15 protein-coding genes are annotated in these 17593 nt (G+C 66.8%); 7 read left to right on the top strand and 8 right to left on the bottom strand.

The features are described 5' to 3' along the window. Window positions 1-17: 17 nt before the first annotated feature. Window positions 18-1148 carry a phosphotransferase gene (locus H7K45_RS02735; protein WP_263994195.1) on the bottom strand — a complete coding sequence of 377 codons (1131 nt, stop codon included), beginning with the start codon at window positions 1146-1148 and terminating at the stop codon, window positions 18-20. A 231-nt stretch (window positions 1149-1379) separates the two neighbouring features. Between H7K45_RS02735 and H7K45_RS02730 the strand changes: the two genes are divergently transcribed. From H7K45_RS02730 to H7K45_RS02710, 5 genes are all read left to right on the top strand, one after another. Beyond that, window positions 1380-2057 carry a GntR family transcriptional regulator gene (locus tag H7K45_RS02730; RefSeq protein WP_263994194.1) on the top strand — a complete coding sequence of 226 codons (678 nt, stop codon included), beginning with the start codon at window positions 1380-1382 and terminating at the stop codon, window positions 2055-2057. A 196-nt stretch (window positions 2058-2253) separates the two neighbouring features. Next, window positions 2254-3687, top strand: a complete 1434-nt coding sequence (locus H7K45_RS02725; protein ID WP_263994193.1) for a gamma-aminobutyraldehyde dehydrogenase — start codon at window positions 2254-2256, stop codon at window positions 3685-3687. Window positions 3688-3721: 34 nt separating this feature from the next. After that, a complete protein-coding gene (locus H7K45_RS02720) occupies window positions 3722-4066 on the top strand; it encodes a RedY/HapK family protein (RefSeq protein ID WP_263994192.1) in 345 nt (114 codons plus the stop codon). Further along, a complete protein-coding gene (locus H7K45_RS02715) occupies window positions 4063-5796 on the top strand; it encodes a phytoene desaturase family protein (protein WP_263994191.1) in 1734 nt (577 codons plus the stop codon). Before H7K45_RS02720 ends, H7K45_RS02715 begins: the two co-directional genes overlap by 4 nt. Before the next feature lie 23 nt (window positions 5797-5819). Then, window positions 5820-7304: an APC family permease gene (locus H7K45_RS02710; protein WP_263994190.1), complete on the top strand. Its 1485-nt coding sequence runs from the start codon at window positions 5820-5822 to the stop codon at window positions 7302-7304. Window positions 7305-7314: 10 nt separating this feature from the next. Here the strand turns inward: H7K45_RS02710 and H7K45_RS02705 are convergent, their stop codons facing one another. From H7K45_RS02705 to H7K45_RS02690, 4 genes are all read right to left on the bottom strand, one after another. Then, entirely contained in the window at window positions 7315-8586 is a 1272-nt protein-coding gene (locus H7K45_RS02705) for an MFS transporter (protein ID WP_263994189.1), read from the bottom strand. Further along, window positions 8583-9287, bottom strand: a complete 705-nt coding sequence (locus tag H7K45_RS02700; RefSeq protein ID WP_263994188.1) for a hypothetical protein — start codon at window positions 9285-9287, stop codon at window positions 8583-8585. The genes H7K45_RS02705 and H7K45_RS02700 overlap by 4 nt, the downstream gene beginning before the upstream one ends. Window positions 9288-9445: 158 nt before the next feature. After that, window positions 9446-10195: a hypothetical protein gene (locus H7K45_RS02695; protein WP_263994187.1), complete on the bottom strand. Its 750-nt coding sequence runs from the start codon at window positions 10193-10195 to the stop codon at window positions 9446-9448. Between the two features lie 223 nt (window positions 10196-10418). After that, window positions 10419-11648 (bottom strand): hypothetical protein, encoded by a 1230-nt coding sequence (locus tag H7K45_RS02690; RefSeq protein ID WP_263994186.1) that lies wholly within the window; start codon window positions 11646-11648, stop codon window positions 10419-10421. 232 nt (window positions 11649-11880) lie between these two features. On the opposite strand from H7K45_RS02690, the gene H7K45_RS02685 reads away from it, so the two are divergent. Together H7K45_RS02685 and H7K45_RS02680 are read left to right on the top strand one after the other, a co-directional pair. Then, a complete protein-coding gene (locus H7K45_RS02685; protein ID WP_263994185.1) occupies window positions 11881-14400 on the top strand; it encodes a DUF4118 domain-containing protein in 2520 nt (839 codons plus the stop codon). Continuing rightward, the gene (locus tag H7K45_RS02680) at window positions 14397-15077 is read left to right on the top strand and encodes a response regulator (RefSeq protein ID WP_263994184.1); all 681 of its coding nucleotides are present in this window, start codon (window positions 14397-14399) and stop codon (window positions 15075-15077) included. The genes H7K45_RS02685 and H7K45_RS02680 overlap by 4 nt, the downstream gene beginning before the upstream one ends. Before the next feature lie 3 nt (window positions 15078-15080). Here H7K45_RS02680 and H7K45_RS02675 read toward each other — a convergent pair whose 3' ends face one another. The 3 genes from H7K45_RS02675 to H7K45_RS02665 all read right to left on the bottom strand — a co-directional run bounded on the left by H7K45_RS02675 (window position 15081) and on the right by H7K45_RS02665 (window position 17562). Continuing rightward, window positions 15081-15683, bottom strand: a complete 603-nt coding sequence (locus H7K45_RS02675; RefSeq protein ID WP_263994183.1) for a TetR/AcrR family transcriptional regulator — start codon at window positions 15681-15683, stop codon at window positions 15081-15083. A 159-nt stretch (window positions 15684-15842) separates the two neighbouring features. Continuing rightward, entirely contained in the window at window positions 15843-16679 is an 837-nt protein-coding gene (locus H7K45_RS02670) for a class I SAM-dependent methyltransferase (protein ID WP_263994182.1), read from the bottom strand. 10 nt (window positions 16680-16689) lie between these two features. After that, complete coding sequence (locus H7K45_RS02665; RefSeq protein ID WP_263994181.1) at window positions 16690-17562, bottom strand: alpha/beta fold hydrolase; 873 nt, start codon at window positions 17560-17562, stop codon at window positions 16690-16692. Between the last annotated feature and the right edge of the window lie 31 nt (window positions 17563-17593).

The following is a 17593-nucleotide window of genomic DNA, read 5'->3' as shown; positions in this document are numbered from 1 at the left end:
GAGGGACGCGGTCACGGTCATTCCCTTCCTGTCGGTGAGGCTGGTGTGCCGGTGGACTCGAGCATGGCGTGGACGGTCGGGGTGGCTACCGACATCGCGCACCGCAGCCGCTTCCAGTCGAGAGCAGAATGCGACAGTCCGTAGTCGCGACTGTCGGGATGCAGCGCGGCGCGCCAGCCGAAGATCAACGCCCGCAGGAGTAATCGGGCGGGTCCGGTGATGGCCAGCAGTGCCACCTCATCGGCTGCCACGGGACGCTCCTGCCGGTAACCGCGCACGATCTCCACTGCACTGGCCCACGGCCGCCGCTCGTCGGCGCCGATCTGGTTGGCGACCGCGACACTGAGTTCGAACACGATCGGGCTGCGAACGACGTCGCCGAAGTCGATGATCCCCGTGACGAACTCCTCGGACGCCGGATCGACGACGACGTTGAAGGGGCTGAAGTCGCCGTGAATCATCTGGGCGTCCAGGCCGTTGATCCGGGACGCGACGTGGGCGTCGAACTGGTCGAAGATCCACGTGGCCATGCTCGTGTCGTCGCGGTCGGTGACCCATTCCATCAACGGTCTCATGTGAGAGAAGTTCTTGAGATCCCAAATCAGAAGACGGGAGTCCTCCGGGTGGGTGAAGTCGCCCAGCGCGCGATCCAGTCGGGCCAGCATCGCACCCACACCGGCGAACTGCGCGGATGTCGGCTGCACGGTGGCGAGAAGACTTCCCTCGAGGTAGCTCAGAACGCGCAGGATGCGCACGTTGCCGTCGCCGTCGACGACGGGGGACTCGGTCTGACCACGTACTCCGCGGATCAAGCGCTGGGTCGGAATCGGCTCGGTCGACTCCTCCAGGTGCAGCATGACGGCGGATTGCAGGTTGACGATCTGCGCGCTCTCCGACGCTGGGGCAATCTTGACGAGGAACGACCCTCCGGCCGTGGAGAGGCGGAACGTGTCGTCCTTCTCGGTGGGTATGCGGGTCAGCTGACCGCTGAGACCGTAGAGCCTGTCCAGTTCGACGGCGACCCGCTCGTCGGGGAACGCCGGTGCACCAGACGCCAGCGCGCTCTCCCGCGCGATGTGCTCGAGTAGATCCGAGTTGGTGATCACGGGGTCGGCTCCTGCGGTGGACGCCTTCGGAAGAGCGGCCATCGCGCTGTGTAGTGGTGGTGGGTGGCGTACGGCATTCCGGTCTCTCTTCGTTGCGATCGGAGGACACGCCGTGGCGAGCGGTGCGTGCGGTCGTGTCGGCACTCGTCCGGTCGAGCCGGACTCGCGAGCCAACTTAGCGCAACTGTAGGACAATAGGGCAGCCGAGTCCAGGCGCTGGTCCGTCGAGGCGTCCTACAGGTGCGCAGTGTTGAGCAGTTGTACGCTGGCGCCATGTCCGTGGCTGATCGCATTCACATCGTCGGGCGCAGCAGTGCGCAGCAGATCGCCGACGGTTTGATGGACATGATCCTCGAGGGAGAACTCAAGCCGGGCGAGCGCATCAGGGAGAGCGTCATCGCCGAGCAATTGGGCATCTCCCGCAACACGGTCCGGGAAGCGGTGCGGCTTCTCCAGGGAACGGGGCTGGTTCGGTACGTCTTCAACCGCGGATTGGCAGTGTGGAACCCCTCCGACGAGGAAGTCCTCGACATCTATCGAGCGAGGCTCCACCTGGAGACGGCGGCCGCGGCGTCCGTGGGGTACGACACCGACCTGACGCCCCTGACCGACGCGATGGATGCGCTGAAAGTTGCGATGCTGACCCAAGATCCGCGCACCATCGTGGAGAAGGACCTGGACATTCACCGTGCCATCGTCGGATTGATGAACAGCCCCAGGTTGAACAAGTTCTACGGTGAACTGCTGGCCGATCTCCGGTACTTCCTGCTCATCTTGTCCCTGGATCACCACGAGTACGAGAGCGGCTCTGCGCTGGAGGACGAGCACCAGCGAATCGTCGCGGCATTCACCTCGCGCGATCCGGAGTTGGCGCGAACCACGATCGCCGAGATCATCACCGAGAACCGCGACGAGGTGCGCAAGATCCTGGCCAGTCGCACCGCCGGCTGACGGGCGTTCCATCCCCACCCTTCGGGTACGACGGCCTCCGGCGGGCGTGTCGGGCGGGGCCACCGTTCGCGATCCGGATTCCACCGTCGCCTTGCGCACACCTGAACCCTGTGCTTAAGTCCAACAAGTCAACTGTTCAACACTTGAACATGAACGACCATCTGCGGTCGACGGCATACGTCTGGAGAACCTTCACATGGCACAGGGCCATCTCATGTACATCGCGGGCGAGCATGTGTCTGCCGCGAGCGGCGCCACCGAGGCGGTCGTCAACCCCGCCACCAACGAGCGCATCGCCACGGTCCCCCTGGGCGATGCGAGCGACGTCGATCGCGCCGTTGCGGCGGCCGACGAGGCCTTCGACGATTGGGCGGCGACCACCCCCGGCAAGCGGGCCGAGTTGCTGCTGAAGCTGGCCGACCGGTTGGAGTCTCACGCCGAGGAATTCGCGCAGTTGGAGTCCCAGAACGTCGGCAAGCCCATCGCGGTGGCTCGCGAAGAGGTGCCCTTCGGCGTGGACAACATGCGCTTCTTCGCCGGCGCCGCCCGCGTTCTCGAGGGCCGGGCCGCCGGCGAGTACTCCCCCACCCACACCAGCATCATCCGACGTGACCCACTCGGCGTCGTCGGCAGCGTCGCCCCGTGGAACTTCCCGCTCGTCATGGCGATTTGGAAGATCTGCCCGGCTCTGATGACTGGCAACACGTTGGTACTGAAGCCAAGTGAAATGACTCCGCTGTCCACGCTGCGGCTGGCCGAACTTGCCGCAGACCTGTTCCCGCCCGGGGTGTTCAACGTCGTCACCGGCCACGGCGACACCGTCGGCGCCGCGTTGACCTCCCACCCCAGGGTACGAATGAGCTCACTCACCGGGGACACCAACACCGGAAAGGTCGTCGCCCGCGCCGGCGCCGACAACCTCAAGCGCCTACACCTCGAATTGGGCGGCAAGGCACCAGTATTGGTGTTCGACGACTGCGACGCCGAGCTGGCGATCACCAAGATCTGCGAAGGCGGCTACGGCAACTCCGGGCAGGACTGCATGGCCGCCTCCAGGGTGTACGTCGCCGACGGCATCTACGACGACTTCGTCACCGAACTCACCCGCGCCGTGTCGAAGATCGCCATGGGCGACCCCGCGCTCGAGTCGACCGACATGGGCCCGGTGATCTCCGAACGCCAACGCGACCGCGTGGCCGGCTTCGTCGACCGTGCGGTGTCCTCGGGACCGGCCGAGCTCGCGGTGGGCGGACTCGGCACCGGACCCGGCTTCTGGTACAAGCCCTCACTCGTCGTCGACGCCGCCCAAGACTCCGAGATCGTGCAGAAGGAAGTCTTCGGGCCGGTGGTCACCACGACCCGGTTCAGCGACGAAGCACAGGCCTTCGCCTGGGCCAACGACGTCGAATACGGTTTGGCCGCATCGGTGTTCACCCGCGACGTCGGCCGCGCGATGCGGGCGGCCCGCAAGCTGCAATTCGGCACGGTCTGGATCAACGATCATCTGCCGATCGTCTCGGAGATGCCGCACGGTGGCTTCAAGCAATCCGGCCACGGCAACGACATGTCGATCTACTCCGTGGAGGAGTACACGGAGATCAAGCACATCATGATCAACCTCGAGTCCTGACCCGCAGTCGCCCAACCACTTTGGAGTCCTCACGATGACGTCGACCAGCCGCCCGGTAGTAGCGGTCAACCTGTTCTCGATGCTGCCCGGCGTCGACCCGGCCGCATTCGAACGCTTCTCCACCGAGGTCGACCGACCGACGTGCCTGGCCCACCCCGACGTCGTCCGACGGTTCGAGGCGTTTCGCGTCAAGGAGGCGCCCGACGGTTCCCCCGCCGACATCCTGGAAGTCCTGGAGGTCAGCGACTGGGCGGCGTGGGAACGGCTTCGGGACACCCACCCCACCATGAAGCCCGTCACCGACGGCTTCGACGAACTCGTCGACCCCGCGACCGTTCGCACCTACTTCACCCACCTCATCCCTGGAGAGCTTCGATGACCCATCCCACCACCTACGATGCAATCGTCATCGGCGCCGGGCACAACGGTCTGATCACCGCCGGATACCTGGCTCGTGCCGGCAAGAAGGTTCTCGTCGTCGAGGCGCGCGACGTCGTCGGCGGCGCGTGTACCAGCGAGGAACTGATCCCCGGCGCCACGTGGTCGTCGTGCGCCTTCATCGCCAGCCTGCTGCGTCCCGAGATCATCGCCGACCTGGAACTCGAGCGGTACGGCCTGGAGATGTATCAGACCGAAGCCAACGAGGTCAGCATCTTCCCCGACGGCAGCCACCTGTTCGTGTGGAGGGACATGGACAAGACGCTCAAGGAGATCGAGAAGTTCTCCAAGCGCGACGCCGCCGCGTTCCTGGACTTCGGCCTGCGGGTGAAGAAGTTCGCCTCCATCCTGACGCCGTTCCTGCTGTCTCCGGCACCGAGTCGCTCGCAGGTGCTGGCCGCATTCGAGGCTGCCGGGGCCGAAGACCTGTTCAACGAGATGGTGCTGCTGTCCACCAAGGACCTGCTCGACCGGTACTTCGAGAACGAGCACATCAAGGGCCTCTTCACCTTCTTCGGCATGATCTCGGTCTGGGGCGGCCCGTCGACGCCGGGCACCGGCTACGTCTACGGGCACCACTCCGTCGGCGAATTCAAGGGCACGCTCGGACAGTGGGGCTTCGTCAAGGGCGGCATGGGCGGCATCACCCAGGCCATGGCGCGCAGCGCCGAAGCGCACGGCGCGCAGATCCGGCTCAACTCGCCGGTCGAACAGGTCGTCGTCGAGAGGGGTCGGGCAACCGGGGTCAAGCTGGCCACCGGCGAGATCATCTCCGCGCGCACGGTCATCTCCAACGCCGACCCGCAACGCTCCATGCTGCAGCTGCTGCCCAAGGGTGCCGTCGACGCCAAACTGACCGAGAAGCTGGAAGACTACGACGCCCGCGGCTCGATGGCCCGCATCCACCTCCTGATCGACGAATTGCCCGACTACATCGGCTTTCCCGCCGGCGAATTCGGTCCGCAGCATCAGGCACAGGCGATCATGGGTGCCTCCATAGAGAACTTCGAGCGCGCCTGGGAGGCCGAGCGGCGCGGAGAAATTCCCGACGACTTCGTCATCGAGGCCGTCATCCAGTCCACCCACGACGACACCCTGGCGCCCAAGGGCAAGCACACCATGACCCTTGGCGTGCAGCAACTTCCGTTCGAATTGGCCGGTACCGACTGGGACACCATCCGCGACGAGTGGGCCGATCGCGTGCTGGAGGTTCTGTTCCGCTACGCCCCGAACCTGCGCGGACACATCCTCGAGCGGGTCATCATCACGCCCAAGGATCTCGAGCGCGACTATGGCCTGACCGGCGGCAACATCTTTCACGGCGCCATGTTCTTCGATCAGCTGTTCAACAACCGCCCCACCCCCGAATTGGCCGACTACCGCACGACCGTGGACGACTACTACCTCTGCGGCTCGGGCACTCACCCCGGCGGCGGTGTGATGGGAGCCAACGGACACAACGCCGCCAAGGTCGTCATCGCCGACCTCGACGGGACCGCGGCACCCACCGCCGTGCGCGTCGGCCCCGCACCGCGGGCAGGTGTCGTGGACCGGGCGATGGAAACCGTGATGAGCACCAAGAGCGGCAAGAAACTCGGCTACACCGTCGCCACCAGCCCCGCACTGCGCAAGGTCGTCAAGTTCGCCGCTCGTAGCAAGTCCACCCGCTGACCTTCAACCGCAAAGGATCCGCCATGCTCCATCAAGACGAACCCCAACATCTCGCCACGGTCAAGGAATCACCCGATGGCTCGACGGGTTTGGCGCGCAACCAGATCGGCGTACTCGGCATCGTCTTCTTCGTCGTCGCCGCGGCCGCTCCGTTGACGGTGGTGGTGGCGCTCTTCCCGGTGATCATCGGCTCCGGAAACGGCATCGGCATCGCCGGCGCGTTCGTCGTCGTCGCCCTGGTGTTGACGATCTTCGCCGTCGGTTACGTGGCGATGAGCAAGCACATCACCAATGCCGGCGCCTTCTACGCCTTCATCACCCGTGGCCTCGGTCGACCACTGGGACTCGGATCGGCGTCACTGGCGATCTTCGCCTACAACGCGATACAGCTCGGCGTCATCGGCGGGTTCGGCTACTACGCAGCAGAATTCGTCTCCCGCCATACCGGCACCAACGTGCCCTGGTGGGTGTTCTCCTTCATCGCCATGGGCGCGTCGCTGTTCCTCGGCGTCCGGCAGATCCATGCCGGTGCCCGCGTGCTGGCCGTCTTGTTGACCCTCGAGACGGCCATCATCCTGATCCTCAACGTCGGCATCCTGGCCAACTCGCCGACACCGGTCAGTGACTACTCGTTCGAACCCTTTGCGCCGTCGGCAGTCTTCGCCGGGGCCATCGGCGTCGCGCTCATGTTCGCCCATGCCTCCTTCATCGGTTTCGAGGGCACTGCCATCTACGGCGAGGAAGCCAAGGACCCCAAGCGCACCGTGCCACGGGCCACCTACGCGTCGGTGATCTTCATGGGCGTCTTCTACGCCGTCACCGCCTTCCTCATCGTCAACGCGGTCGGCGTCGACGACATCACCGGTCTCGCGGCCAGTGAAGGTGGCAACCTGGTCTTCGCGGTGAGCGACACCGTGCTCGGCCGGGCGGGAACCGAAGCCTTCCAACTCTTGGTCATCACCAGCCTCTTCGCGGCCATCCTCACCTTCCACAACAACGTGGCCCGCTACCTGTACTCGCTGGGGCGCCAAGGCGTCATCTGGTCACGGTTGGGCACCACCCACCCGACCCGCCAGTCACCCGCAATCGCGTGTTACGTCCAGATCGGCATGGTCGCCGTCGTGGTCGCGATCTTCGCCATCTTCGGTCTCGATCCGTACACCACCTTGTTCACGTGGTGGACCGGTGTCGGCGCTGCAGGGATCATCCTGCTGCAGACGATCGCGAGCATCGCCATCTTCGTCTTCTTCCGCCGCTCCAAGGTCGACAAGCGGCCGTGGAACACCTTCATCGCACCCCTGCTCGGCATCGCAGGACTGATGCCGTTCCTCTGGTACGCGGTGACCGGAATGGACGTGCTGCTCGGTGGTGGCGGCTGGCTCCAGTTCACCTTCACTGCAATGTTGTTCGCCTCGCTCGCCATCGGCGTCATCGGTGCCTACGTCATCAAGGCCCGGTCACCGCAGCGCTACGAACAACTCAATTCGACCCTCGGCGACCGCATCTAACACGGGGTCGCTACCCCACCGGGCTAGGCTCCGCCTCGGCGGACTTGGACTTCGGTGGCTCGTCGACCGAGGAGCGCGTCTCGGGCACGGTGACGATCAGGAGGACGAGGGCGACGACGGCGATGCCGGTCAGCGCGAGCATGGCAGTGGTGTAGCCGGCCGCCTGGTCGATCGCACCGGCCAGGGCCGGGCTGAGCGTGGCGCCGATGCCCTGCACCATCGTCGCGGCACCGAACGCGACGTTGAAGCGGCCACTGCCACGGGTCAGGTCGGCCACCATGATGGCGAACAGCGCGCCCTGCAAGCCAGCGCCGATGCCGTCGAGCGCTTGGATCGCGATGACCTCGCCGGGGTTGGATGCCACGACGAACAGCAGACCGCGGATGGGCAGGACCGCGAAAGCGGCGATCATCAACGGCTTTCGGCCCCACTGGTCGCCGCGCTTGGACACGAGCAAGGCCATCGGGATCATCACGACCTGCGCCACGATGATGAGGGCAGCTTGATACAGCGCACCTTCACCGGAGTTGCCGACGGCCAGTTTCTGTCCCGTGATGGTGAGCATCGCGCCGTTGCCCAGCTGCCAGAGTCCGACCACCGCGGCCAGCAACAGCAGCGGCCGGTTGCGCAGCAGCATCCGGAACCCCGAGGGCTTTTCGTCGTCCCCGTCGTCCTCCTTGGGCTTGAGGCCACGCGCCAAGTCGTCGTTGATCAAGTGTCCCTTGATCATCAGGGTCGCGAGCACGACGAAGATGCCGAAGAGGCTGGCAAGCCAGAATCCCATCTTCAAGCTGATGAGGTACCCCGCCAAACCGGCGACGGCAGAACCCATTACGTTGCCCGCGTGGTTGAAGGCCTGCATGCGTCCGGTCTGCGCGGCATAGCGCTTGGGTCCGACCATGCCCAGCGCGATCGCCGCGATCACCGGGCCTAGGACGACACCGGCCACCCCGGTGATGAGCTGGGCGGCGGTGACGACGGCGAATGTCGGCTTGAGCGTCACGATGAACGTGCCGAACGAGGTCAGGGCAGCCGCACCGGCCAGGAGCGCGCGCTTGTGTCGACTCGCGTCGATGAGCGCGCCCGCCGGCGCGTTGAGCAACAACCCCACCGCCCCACCCAGGGTGAGGATCAATCCGATGTTGGCGGGGTTCCATGTCTCCTTGTTGATCAGGTACACCCCGAGGAAGGGGCCGAGGCCGGCTTGCACGTCGGCGAGAAAGAAGTTCACCCCGTCCAGCGCCCACAGCGAGCGCTTCAGCTCCGGGCTGTCGGTCGTCACCGGACTCGGCTCCCGGCCAGCGTCCACGCGCCGTAGCGAGTAGTGCAGGTGCCGTTGGGGCTCATGCCGTAGAGCGCCACCTCGTCGAGGTCGCCGCTGAACTCCTCGACCGCCGGCAGGACGAACAGGTCGGTGCGACTGGTCTCGTCTCGCGGCCAGGTGAGGGTGACGTGCGGGTTGAACCGATCGTCCTCGTCGTCGGAGACGTCGTCGAAGCCGTAGCGCCGCAGCTGCCGCACCCGCGCCGGATCGTCCGGGTGGGGATCGTCGAGAATGGCCGCCAGAGGTTCCCCGCCCGGCCCACGCTCTCGGAGCCTGCCGCGGCGCAGCGGCTCCACCGCGGCGACGATGGCGCGCTGTACGGCCCGAAAGTCGCCGTCAAGCGCGAAGAACACCTCCGGGGCGCCCTCGTGGTTGTGGCGGTACTCCGTCGCCGTAGCCGTCACGGGACCGCACGTGCGGAGCGCCTCGGCCAACGCGGCGCCGACCTCGGCGACTTCGTCGTCCTCCACGGCCATCATGAAGATCGACACGTGCGGCTCGCACGGCCCGTCGGACTGGCCCGGAAAGTTCGCGCCGAGCCGGAAGGCCGCGCCGCCGTGGGCCTCCATCGCGTCGGCTAGTTGGTTGCTACACGTCACGGCCAATTGACGCAGCCGTCGCGGAAGGACGAACACGACGTCGAGAGTCACCAAGGTCATCGGGGCTTCTCACTCGCGAAGAGACCCGGTGGACCGGGCGGCAAACACCACGGCGATGTATTGCTGCGAGTGATGTTGACCGATGAACCTGAATCCAAACTGAAGATTTCGAACCTGGCAACTACCTGAATGCATTGTGCCTCAATGCATTCCTCGCGTCAGGTGGACGCGGGCCTGGTCCGTTCCGCTCGCACGACGGCGGCGGTGTACCCCAACTCGGACCGGAGGTCGTCGTTCTGTGCGTAGCACGTGAGATAGTCGTAGAGCGCGCGGTGGTCTACGTCGAATCGCCGACAGTCGACTTCGATCATGGGCACCGGCGGGAGTCGGTCGATCCGCCACAGGCGCGTCGTGTACGACCGGCTCCACTCGGCGTTCGCGTACCCGATCAGCAGGATGACCGGGTGTCCGTTGAACGCGGCCTTCACCCCCGCGATCTCCGTCCACGCCAGAGCCGACTCAAAGCTCCAACCCCGTTGTGTGACACCTCGTTCCGTCAGCGCCACTCGGCCGCGGCGGATCCGCCCGAGGAGCGCCGACACCGGAAGCGATGCGAGGACGAGTCCGACGACGGCGAGCAGTCCCGAGACCACCGACATCCCCTGGCGAAGGAAGAGGTGTACTGCGCCGATCACACACGTGCCCGCAAGCGTGGTCATCAAGGCGACCAACAGGGCGAATTGCCTTGGCGATGAACAGATCTCGGTTGCCGGCAACCCGCCCACGCTCGTCGTCCTAATCGCGTGTGTGAGGGGACGCCGTCGATCGCGACTGGCCACACCAAACGCTGCGACAAGCGCCATCACGACGGCGAACAGCACCGAATACACGAGGCCCGAGGGATGTCCGGCCGAGGCCACGGTCGCACCGAACGACACGGATGCCACCGCGATGACGAGCAGAACCACGGTCGCGATGGTGGAACGAGCGCTCGAGGATCGAATCCGCACTCACCCCATCCTCCCCGGGCAAGCCCCTACAACCGCAGTTCGTCGGCGATCAGCGCCGCCTGCGCGATCACCGCATCCTGCCACTGTTGAAGGGCGTGGACGGGTGAGGCGTCGAAGCTCTGACCGAACGGATCGGGCACACCCGTCTCGTGTCCGGCGAGGGCTTCCTGACCAAACCCCGTTACTCGCCCTCGCTTCCGGACGCGGGCTTGGCGCTCGCACCCGCGCCGTCGTCCTTGGACGCGGGCTTGGCGCTCGCACCCGCGCCGTCGTCCTTGGCGGCGGGCTTGGCGGCGGGCTCGTCGCCGGTCTTGTCGGCGGCCTTGTCATTGCCCGTGGGATGGACGCCTGGCGTGGCCTTGATCGAGTCCTTGACCTCCGGGGTGTCCTTGACCGTGTCCTTGACCTCCGCGGTGTCCTTGACCACGGGGTCGGGTGACGGGCTGACGTCCCCGACCGGGGTCGGATCGGACGTCTTCTCGGGCTCGACCTCGAGCGGGGCGTCGACGGCCGGTGGCTGCTCCTCGCCGGCAGTCGGATCACTGACGGGCGCAACGAGTTTGGACTCGGACACCGCCGGATCATGGGAGACACCCGCGGACCGCGACAGCGTCAGGGTGTCGTTGCCGGTGGACAGCGTGCTGAACGACGACACGTCCGACACGTCCGCGGCGCCGAATGTCGGCGGCGGCGGGGGCGTCGTCGCGAGAGCGGTTGCGATGCCGAACTGCGCGGCCTCGATGCCCGCGACGATCGCACCGGCACCCTGCCCGAGCGAGGCGACGAAGTTCTTCGTGCCCTCCAGCCCGGCGTTGACGATGTTGCCCAGGTTCAGCGTCAGCACCGCGGCGACGAAGTCCTGCACGCCGACGATGGCTGCCGTTGTCACACCGTTGGCTGCGGTCAGGAAGCCGTTGGCGACGCTGAGGTAGGCCAGCGGTAATGCTTCGCTCAACGCAGCCTGTACCAGGGCGGCGCGCTGGTTGCGCCAAATCAGCGAATCGAGCAGCGGTTGCCCGACGGCGATCACCGAATCGCGGACTGCGGTCGCCACGGTGTCGAAGGCACCGACGAAGTCCAGCGCCAGGACCTGCTGGATCGCCTCGACGGTGACCCCCGGGATGGCCAACAACGACTGGGTAAGGCCGACACCGGCCTTGGCGAAACCACCGAGGTAGACCACCCAGTTCTCGATGGTGTTGCGGATGTTCTGGCGCACGATTGGCAGAGAGAGGATGTAGGGCCACTCGATGGCCGTCAGCTGGAACTCGTGCGACACCGCCGCCGTCGCACTCGCGACGTCGGCGGAGACCCGCGCGGGCGCCAGCGGGCTGACGGGCGTGAGCGCGATCGCGCTGGCACCGACGAGTGCGACGCCCGTGGTGAACCACGGCTTGATGGCTGCTTGCATGTCCCTACCCCTGACCCCGATGAAAATTGACGATCTTGACAGTAATCGCAGGCGTTTCACAGCATGGTCGTTTCCCACGGACTCGTCGCCGTGCCGTATGGAACGCGTAAAGACGCAGTTCGGCCGCGTCAAGAAAGTGCAAGGGTGGCCGCGACCGCCGACGGCCCGTCCTACCGTGGGAGACACGTCGACCGTGCGCTCGACGGCCGACGGATGAGGGGATGATGGGCACGTGAGTCCCGACGCGTCCACGCACCGCTCGAAGCGTGGCGAGCTGCGCATCTACCTCGGTGCGGCGCCGGGTGTCGGCAAGACCTTCGCCATGCTCGGCGAGGCGCACCGACGGCTCGAACGCGGCACCGACGTCGTCGCGGCGGTGGTGGAGACCCACGGCCGCAAGCGGACCGCCGAGCTCCTCGACGGCATCGAGCTGGTGCCGCCGCGGGTCATCTCCTACCGCGGCACCGAATTCGCCGAGCTGGACGTCGAGGCGGTGCTCGCCCGGCGTCCCGAGGTCGTGCTGGTCGACGAACTCGCCCACACCAACACCCCCGGATCGAAGCACGCCAAACGGTGGCAGGACGTCAGCGAGCTACTCGACGCCGGCATCGCGGTGGTGTCCACCGTCAACGTGCAGCATCTGGAGAGCCTCAACGACGTCGTGGCCCAAATAACGGGCATCGAACAGCAGGAGACCGTGCCCGACGAAGTGGTTCGGCGTGCCAACCAGATCGAGCTCGTCGACATCACCCCGGAAGCGTTGCGCCGCAGACTTTCCCATGGAAACGTCTATGCGCCCGAGCGCATCGACGCCGCCCTGAGCAACTACTTCCGTCAGGGCAACCTGACGGCCCTGCGCGAACTGGCTCTGCTGTGGCTGGCCGACCAGGTCGACGCCGCCCTGGCCAAGTACCGCGCCGACCACGAGATCAGCGACACCTGGGAGGCCCGGGAACGCGTCGCAGTCGCCGTCACCGGCGGCGACGAGTCGGAGACGTTGGTGCGCAGGGCGTCTCGCATCGCATCCCGGTCCAGCGCCGAGCTGATGGTGGTGCACGTCGTGCGCGGCGACGGACTGTCCGGCGTCTCGGCGCCACAGATGGGCAAGATTCGCGAACTCGCCGCCAGCCTGGGGGCCACGCTGCACACCGTCGCCGGCGACGACGTCCCCACCGCGCTGCTGGACTTCGCCCGCGAGATGAACGCCACCCAGCTGGTTCTCGGCACGTCGCGACGGTCCCGGTGGGCGCGGATGTTCGACGAGGGCATCGGCGCGGCCACGGTGCAGCGCTCGGGCAAGATCGACATCCACATGGTCACCCACGACCAAGCCAAGGGTGGTCGAACGTGGCAGGTCGCCCCCCGCGAGCGACGTCTGGTGTCGTGGCTCGCCGCGATCGTGGTGCCGTCGGTGTTGTGCGCGGTGATCGCCCTGCTGTTGGACCGCGTGCTCGGCATCGCCGGTGAGAGCGTGCTGTTCTTCGTCGGTGTCGTCGTGGTGGCGCTACTCGGCGGCGTCGGGCCTGCGACCGTGTCGGCGCTCCTGTCGGGACTGCTGCTCAACTACTTCCTCGTCGCGCCGCGCTACAGCTTCACCATCGCCCAACCCGACAGCGCCGTCACCGTCGTGGTACTGATTCTCGTCGCCGTCGCGGTGGCCGCCCTGGTCGACAGTGCGGCCAAACGCGCCAGGGAGGCTCGCTGGGCGTCCCAGGAGGCAGAACTGCTCGCATTGTTCGCCGGTTCGGTGCTGCGCGGCGCCGACCTGACCACGCTGCTCGAACGTGTCCGCGAGACCTATTCCCAACGCGCGGTGAGCATCCTGCGCGAGCGCGACGGCGAACAACGCATCATCGCCTGCGTCGGCGCCGACCCGTGCGTCGACGTCGAATCCGCCGACACGGCCATCGAAGTCGGCGACGACGAGTTCTGGATGCTGATGAGCGGACGACGACTCGCCGCCCGCGACCGTCGGGTGTTGACGGCGGTCGCCACCCAGGCCGCCGGATTGGTGCGCCAGCGCGAGCTGATCGACGAGGCCGGCCAGGCCGAGGCCATCGCACGGGCCGACGAGCTGCGCCGCTCATTGCTCTCGGCGGTCAGCCACGACCTCCGGACGCCGCTGGCCGGAGCCAAGGCCGCGGTGTCGAGCCTGCGCGCCGACGACGTCGGCTTCTCCCCCGAGGACACCGCCGAATTGCTCGCCACCGTCGAGGAGTCGGTCGACCAACTGACGTCGCTGGTGGGCAATCTGCTCGACTCCTCACGGCTGGCGGCCGGCGTGGTGCGACCCGAGCTGCAGCGGGTGTACCTCGACGAGATCGTTCACCGTGCCATCCTCGGAATACCCAGGGGCACGGCCGGTTTGGACCGCATCAAGGTCGACGTCGGCGACACCGCCGTGATGGCCGACGCCGGACTGTTGGAACGCGTCCTGGTCAACGTCGTCGACAACGCGATGCGTTACGCCCCCGACGGCATGGTCCGCGTCAACGCCGGGCGGGTCGGGGATCGCGTGCTCGTCAACGTCGTCGACGAGGGGCCCGGGGTGCGGCGCGCGCAAGTCGACGAACTGTTCGCGCCCTTCCAGCGGCTCGGCGACCACGACAACACCACCGGCGTCGGGTTGGGACTCTCCGTGGCACGGGGTTTCGTGGAGGCCATGGGCGGCACCATCAGCGCCACCGACACCCCCGGCGGCGGGCTGACCGTCGAAGTCGACCTCGCCGCCCCAAGGGAGGACACCCCATGACACGGGTGCTCGTGATCGACGACGAGCCGCAGATCCTGCGCGCCCTGCGCATCAACCTCTCGGTGCGCGGCTACGAGGTGCACACCGCCGCCACCGGCGCCGAGGCTCTCAAGGTGGCCGCCGAGCACAAGCCCGACGTCGTCGTCCTGGATCTGGGATTGCCCGACATCTCCGGCATCGACGTGCTCGAAGGCCTGCGGGGCTGGTTGAGCGCGCCCGTCATCGTGCTCTCGGCGCGCACCGACTCCTCGGACAAGGTCGAGGCCCTCGACGCCGGCGCCGACGACTACGTGACCAAGCCGTTCGGCATGGACGAGTTCCTCGCTCGCCTGCGGGCCGCGGTGCGCCGGGCCGACGCCTCCGACGACACCGACCAGCCCGTCGTCGAAACCGATTCGTTCACAGTCGATCTCGCCGCCAAGCTGGTCACGAAGCACGGTGTCGAAGTGCACCTCACTCCCACCGAGTGGGGCATGCTGGAGATGCTGGTGCGCAACCGCGGCAAGCTCGTCGGCCGCGAGGAACTGCTCAAGGAGGTGTGGGGACCGGCGTATGCCAAGGAGACCCACTACCTGAGGGTGTACCTCGCCCAGCTGCGCCGCAAGCTCGAAGACGACCCGTCCAACCCGCGTCACCTGATCACCGAGACGGGGATGGGATACCGCTTCGCGCAGTGAGGCTCAGGCCGTGAACATCTTCCTCGCCACGTCGACCAGCGGCCCGTGCAGGTTCTCGATCGAGTGCACCTCGTCGGCCAAGAGAGCGTCGACCACCAGTGTCGAGATCGCACCGACCAGCGTCCGGCACGCGAAGCGGGCGGCGTCGGTGCGGGCGTCGAATACGTCGGCCACCCCGTCGACGAACCGCTTCTGCTTGTCGAGCTTGATGGCAACGGCCTCGGGACCCGCGCTGTAGACGCCGATCAGGTAGAGCTTCGAGGTCTCCGGCCGGGAGGCGATGACCGAGAGGTAGGCGCCGAGGAAGCTCGCGAACCGGTCGATCGGGGCGTCGGCCACCGGGGTCGAGAAGATCGCCTCGATCAGCGAATCCTGCCGACGTTCGTAGCTCGCAAGGAAACAGCTCTGTTTGGAGTCGAAGAGTTCGTAGAACGTCTGCCGCGAGACACCGGCGTTGCGCACGATGTCGGCCACGCTGGTTCCGGCGTATCCGCGCACGGACATCTCGGCCTCCAACGCGTCGAATATTCGCTCGCGTTGATTACCACGGACCTCGTCGCGGCTCAGTCGATGCCGTCCGGGTCGGAGCTGTTTGCTGCTTTCCATGCCGTTGCCGCCAGGTAGACGTAAATGCTGTGCGAGTGCTGAGTGTAGGCGCTCAGACGACTGTCTCACCGATTGCCAATGATGAACAACTGTGTCTATATTTGCTCCGACGGGCGGGTCCAGAGGAGGGGACTGGATCCGCCCGATTCGCGGACGAGATCAGCGAGGTGGCTCCCACACCGCCTGCAGCGTGTACGTCATCGGAAGCCGATCGCCTCCCTCGGCTAGCACGAACTCCCCCTCGTGCTCGGGGCTGGCAACCATCGCGTCGTCGAAGAAGTTCCACGCCAACTCCCGGTGTTCCTCGAACCCGGTGATTCTGAAGCCGGCCTCCAAGAGCGCCGTGAAGATCTCGCCCAGCCCGTGGTTGAAGGCGACCGACTCGGGCGAGGAGACCACGCCCGCACCGGCATAGGTGTCCTCGTAGACGAAGCGCGTCCCCGGCGTCTCGAAGTAGGGGAACTCCACGACGAGCAACCCGTCGGGCCGCGGATCGCTCATCGCCCACAGGATTGGGTGGCCCTCCCTGACGAACAACCGCCCACCTGGACGCAGCAGGCTCGCCACCACGCCGGCCCACTCGCGGATGTCGGGCAGCCAGCACAGCGCGCCGATACCGGTGTAGACGAGGTCGGCACACTGCGCCCCGAGCGCTGCCGCCGCGTTGGCCACGTCGGCCTCGACGAACGTCACCTCGGCGCCGGCGCGGGCCGCCAGCGCCCGTCCCGCATCGATCGCGGACGGCGAGAAGTCCAGTCCCGTGACGGATTTCGCGCCCAGCCGAGCCAACGACACGGTGTCGGTGCCGATGTGGCACTGCAGGTGCACGACGTCGAGGCCGTCGAGCCGGCCCAACCGGGGAACGTCGTAGCGCACCACCGGTGAGAGGTAGTCCGGATCCTCGAAACTCGCCAGGTCGTAACCGCCGGGGCCGATGTGCATCGGCACCCGCGACTCCCAGTTCCTCAGGTTGACGTCACGCCAGTCGTCGGTCATGCCCAGGAGATTAGCCCGCCGTCTCCTCGGCAAGGTCGATCAGCCGCGCCCGCACCACGTCCGGTCGCTCGTCGATGACGAAGTGCCCGGAATCGACGGGCTCGAAGGTGTAGTCCTCGGCGTTGGCCGTCTCGGGGTCGGCAAGCGACGGATGCACCGCGATGTCACCCATGCCGAACACCGCGCGGATCGGCACCGTCGCCCTGCGGTCCTCGGGTTCCCTTGCACCCTGCGGCAATTCGCGCAGCAAGAACGTGCGATAGGTGTCGGTGGCCGTCCGCGCGACCACGGGGTCGCGGAACCGGTCGGCGTACACCCGCGCCGTCGCCGGGTCCAGCCGGTGCGCCTTCGGGCCGAAGGCGAACAAGAAGCGAAGATAGGGCGTGCGGCGTTGCAGCGCAACGCCAATCGTGGCGACGAACGGTTGGTAGAGCAGGAACCGCCAAAAGTGCGGCAGGATCGTCCTCGGCGTCTGCCATGGATGCGCCATGTTCATCACCAGGTAGCCCTCGAACCGCTCCGGCGCCGCCAGCAGCATCCGGTAGCCGACGAAGCCGCCCCAGTCGTGGCCCACCAACAGGACGCGGTCCAGACCCATCGCGTCCATCAACGCCAGCACGTCGGCGGCGACGTCGTCCTTGGCCCAGCGGTGCGGCGCGGGTCCGGACCAGCCGTACCCCGGCAAGTCGGGTGCGATGATGCGCAACCCGGGCGGGGGGTCGGCGAGCAGCTCCCGGTACACCCAGTGATGTTGCGGCCACCCGTGCAGGGCCAGCACCGGCCGGCCGTCCTCTGGCCCGGACTCGGTGACGTGAAAGCGCACGCCGCGCGCCTCCACGAATGATCTGCGCACACCGTCGATCGGCGGAACAAGACTAGTCATAAGTCCAGGTTATGGGACCCGGGAAGCCAGT

The organism is Mycobacterium yunnanensis (genome assembly GCF_025823185.1).
Classification (GTDB): Bacteria; Actinomycetota; Actinomycetes; order Mycobacteriales; family Mycobacteriaceae; genus Mycobacterium; species Mycobacterium yunnanensis.
The sequence above is the reverse complement of the archived record's forward strand: the minus strand, read 5'-3'. Positions and strand labels throughout refer to the sequence as shown.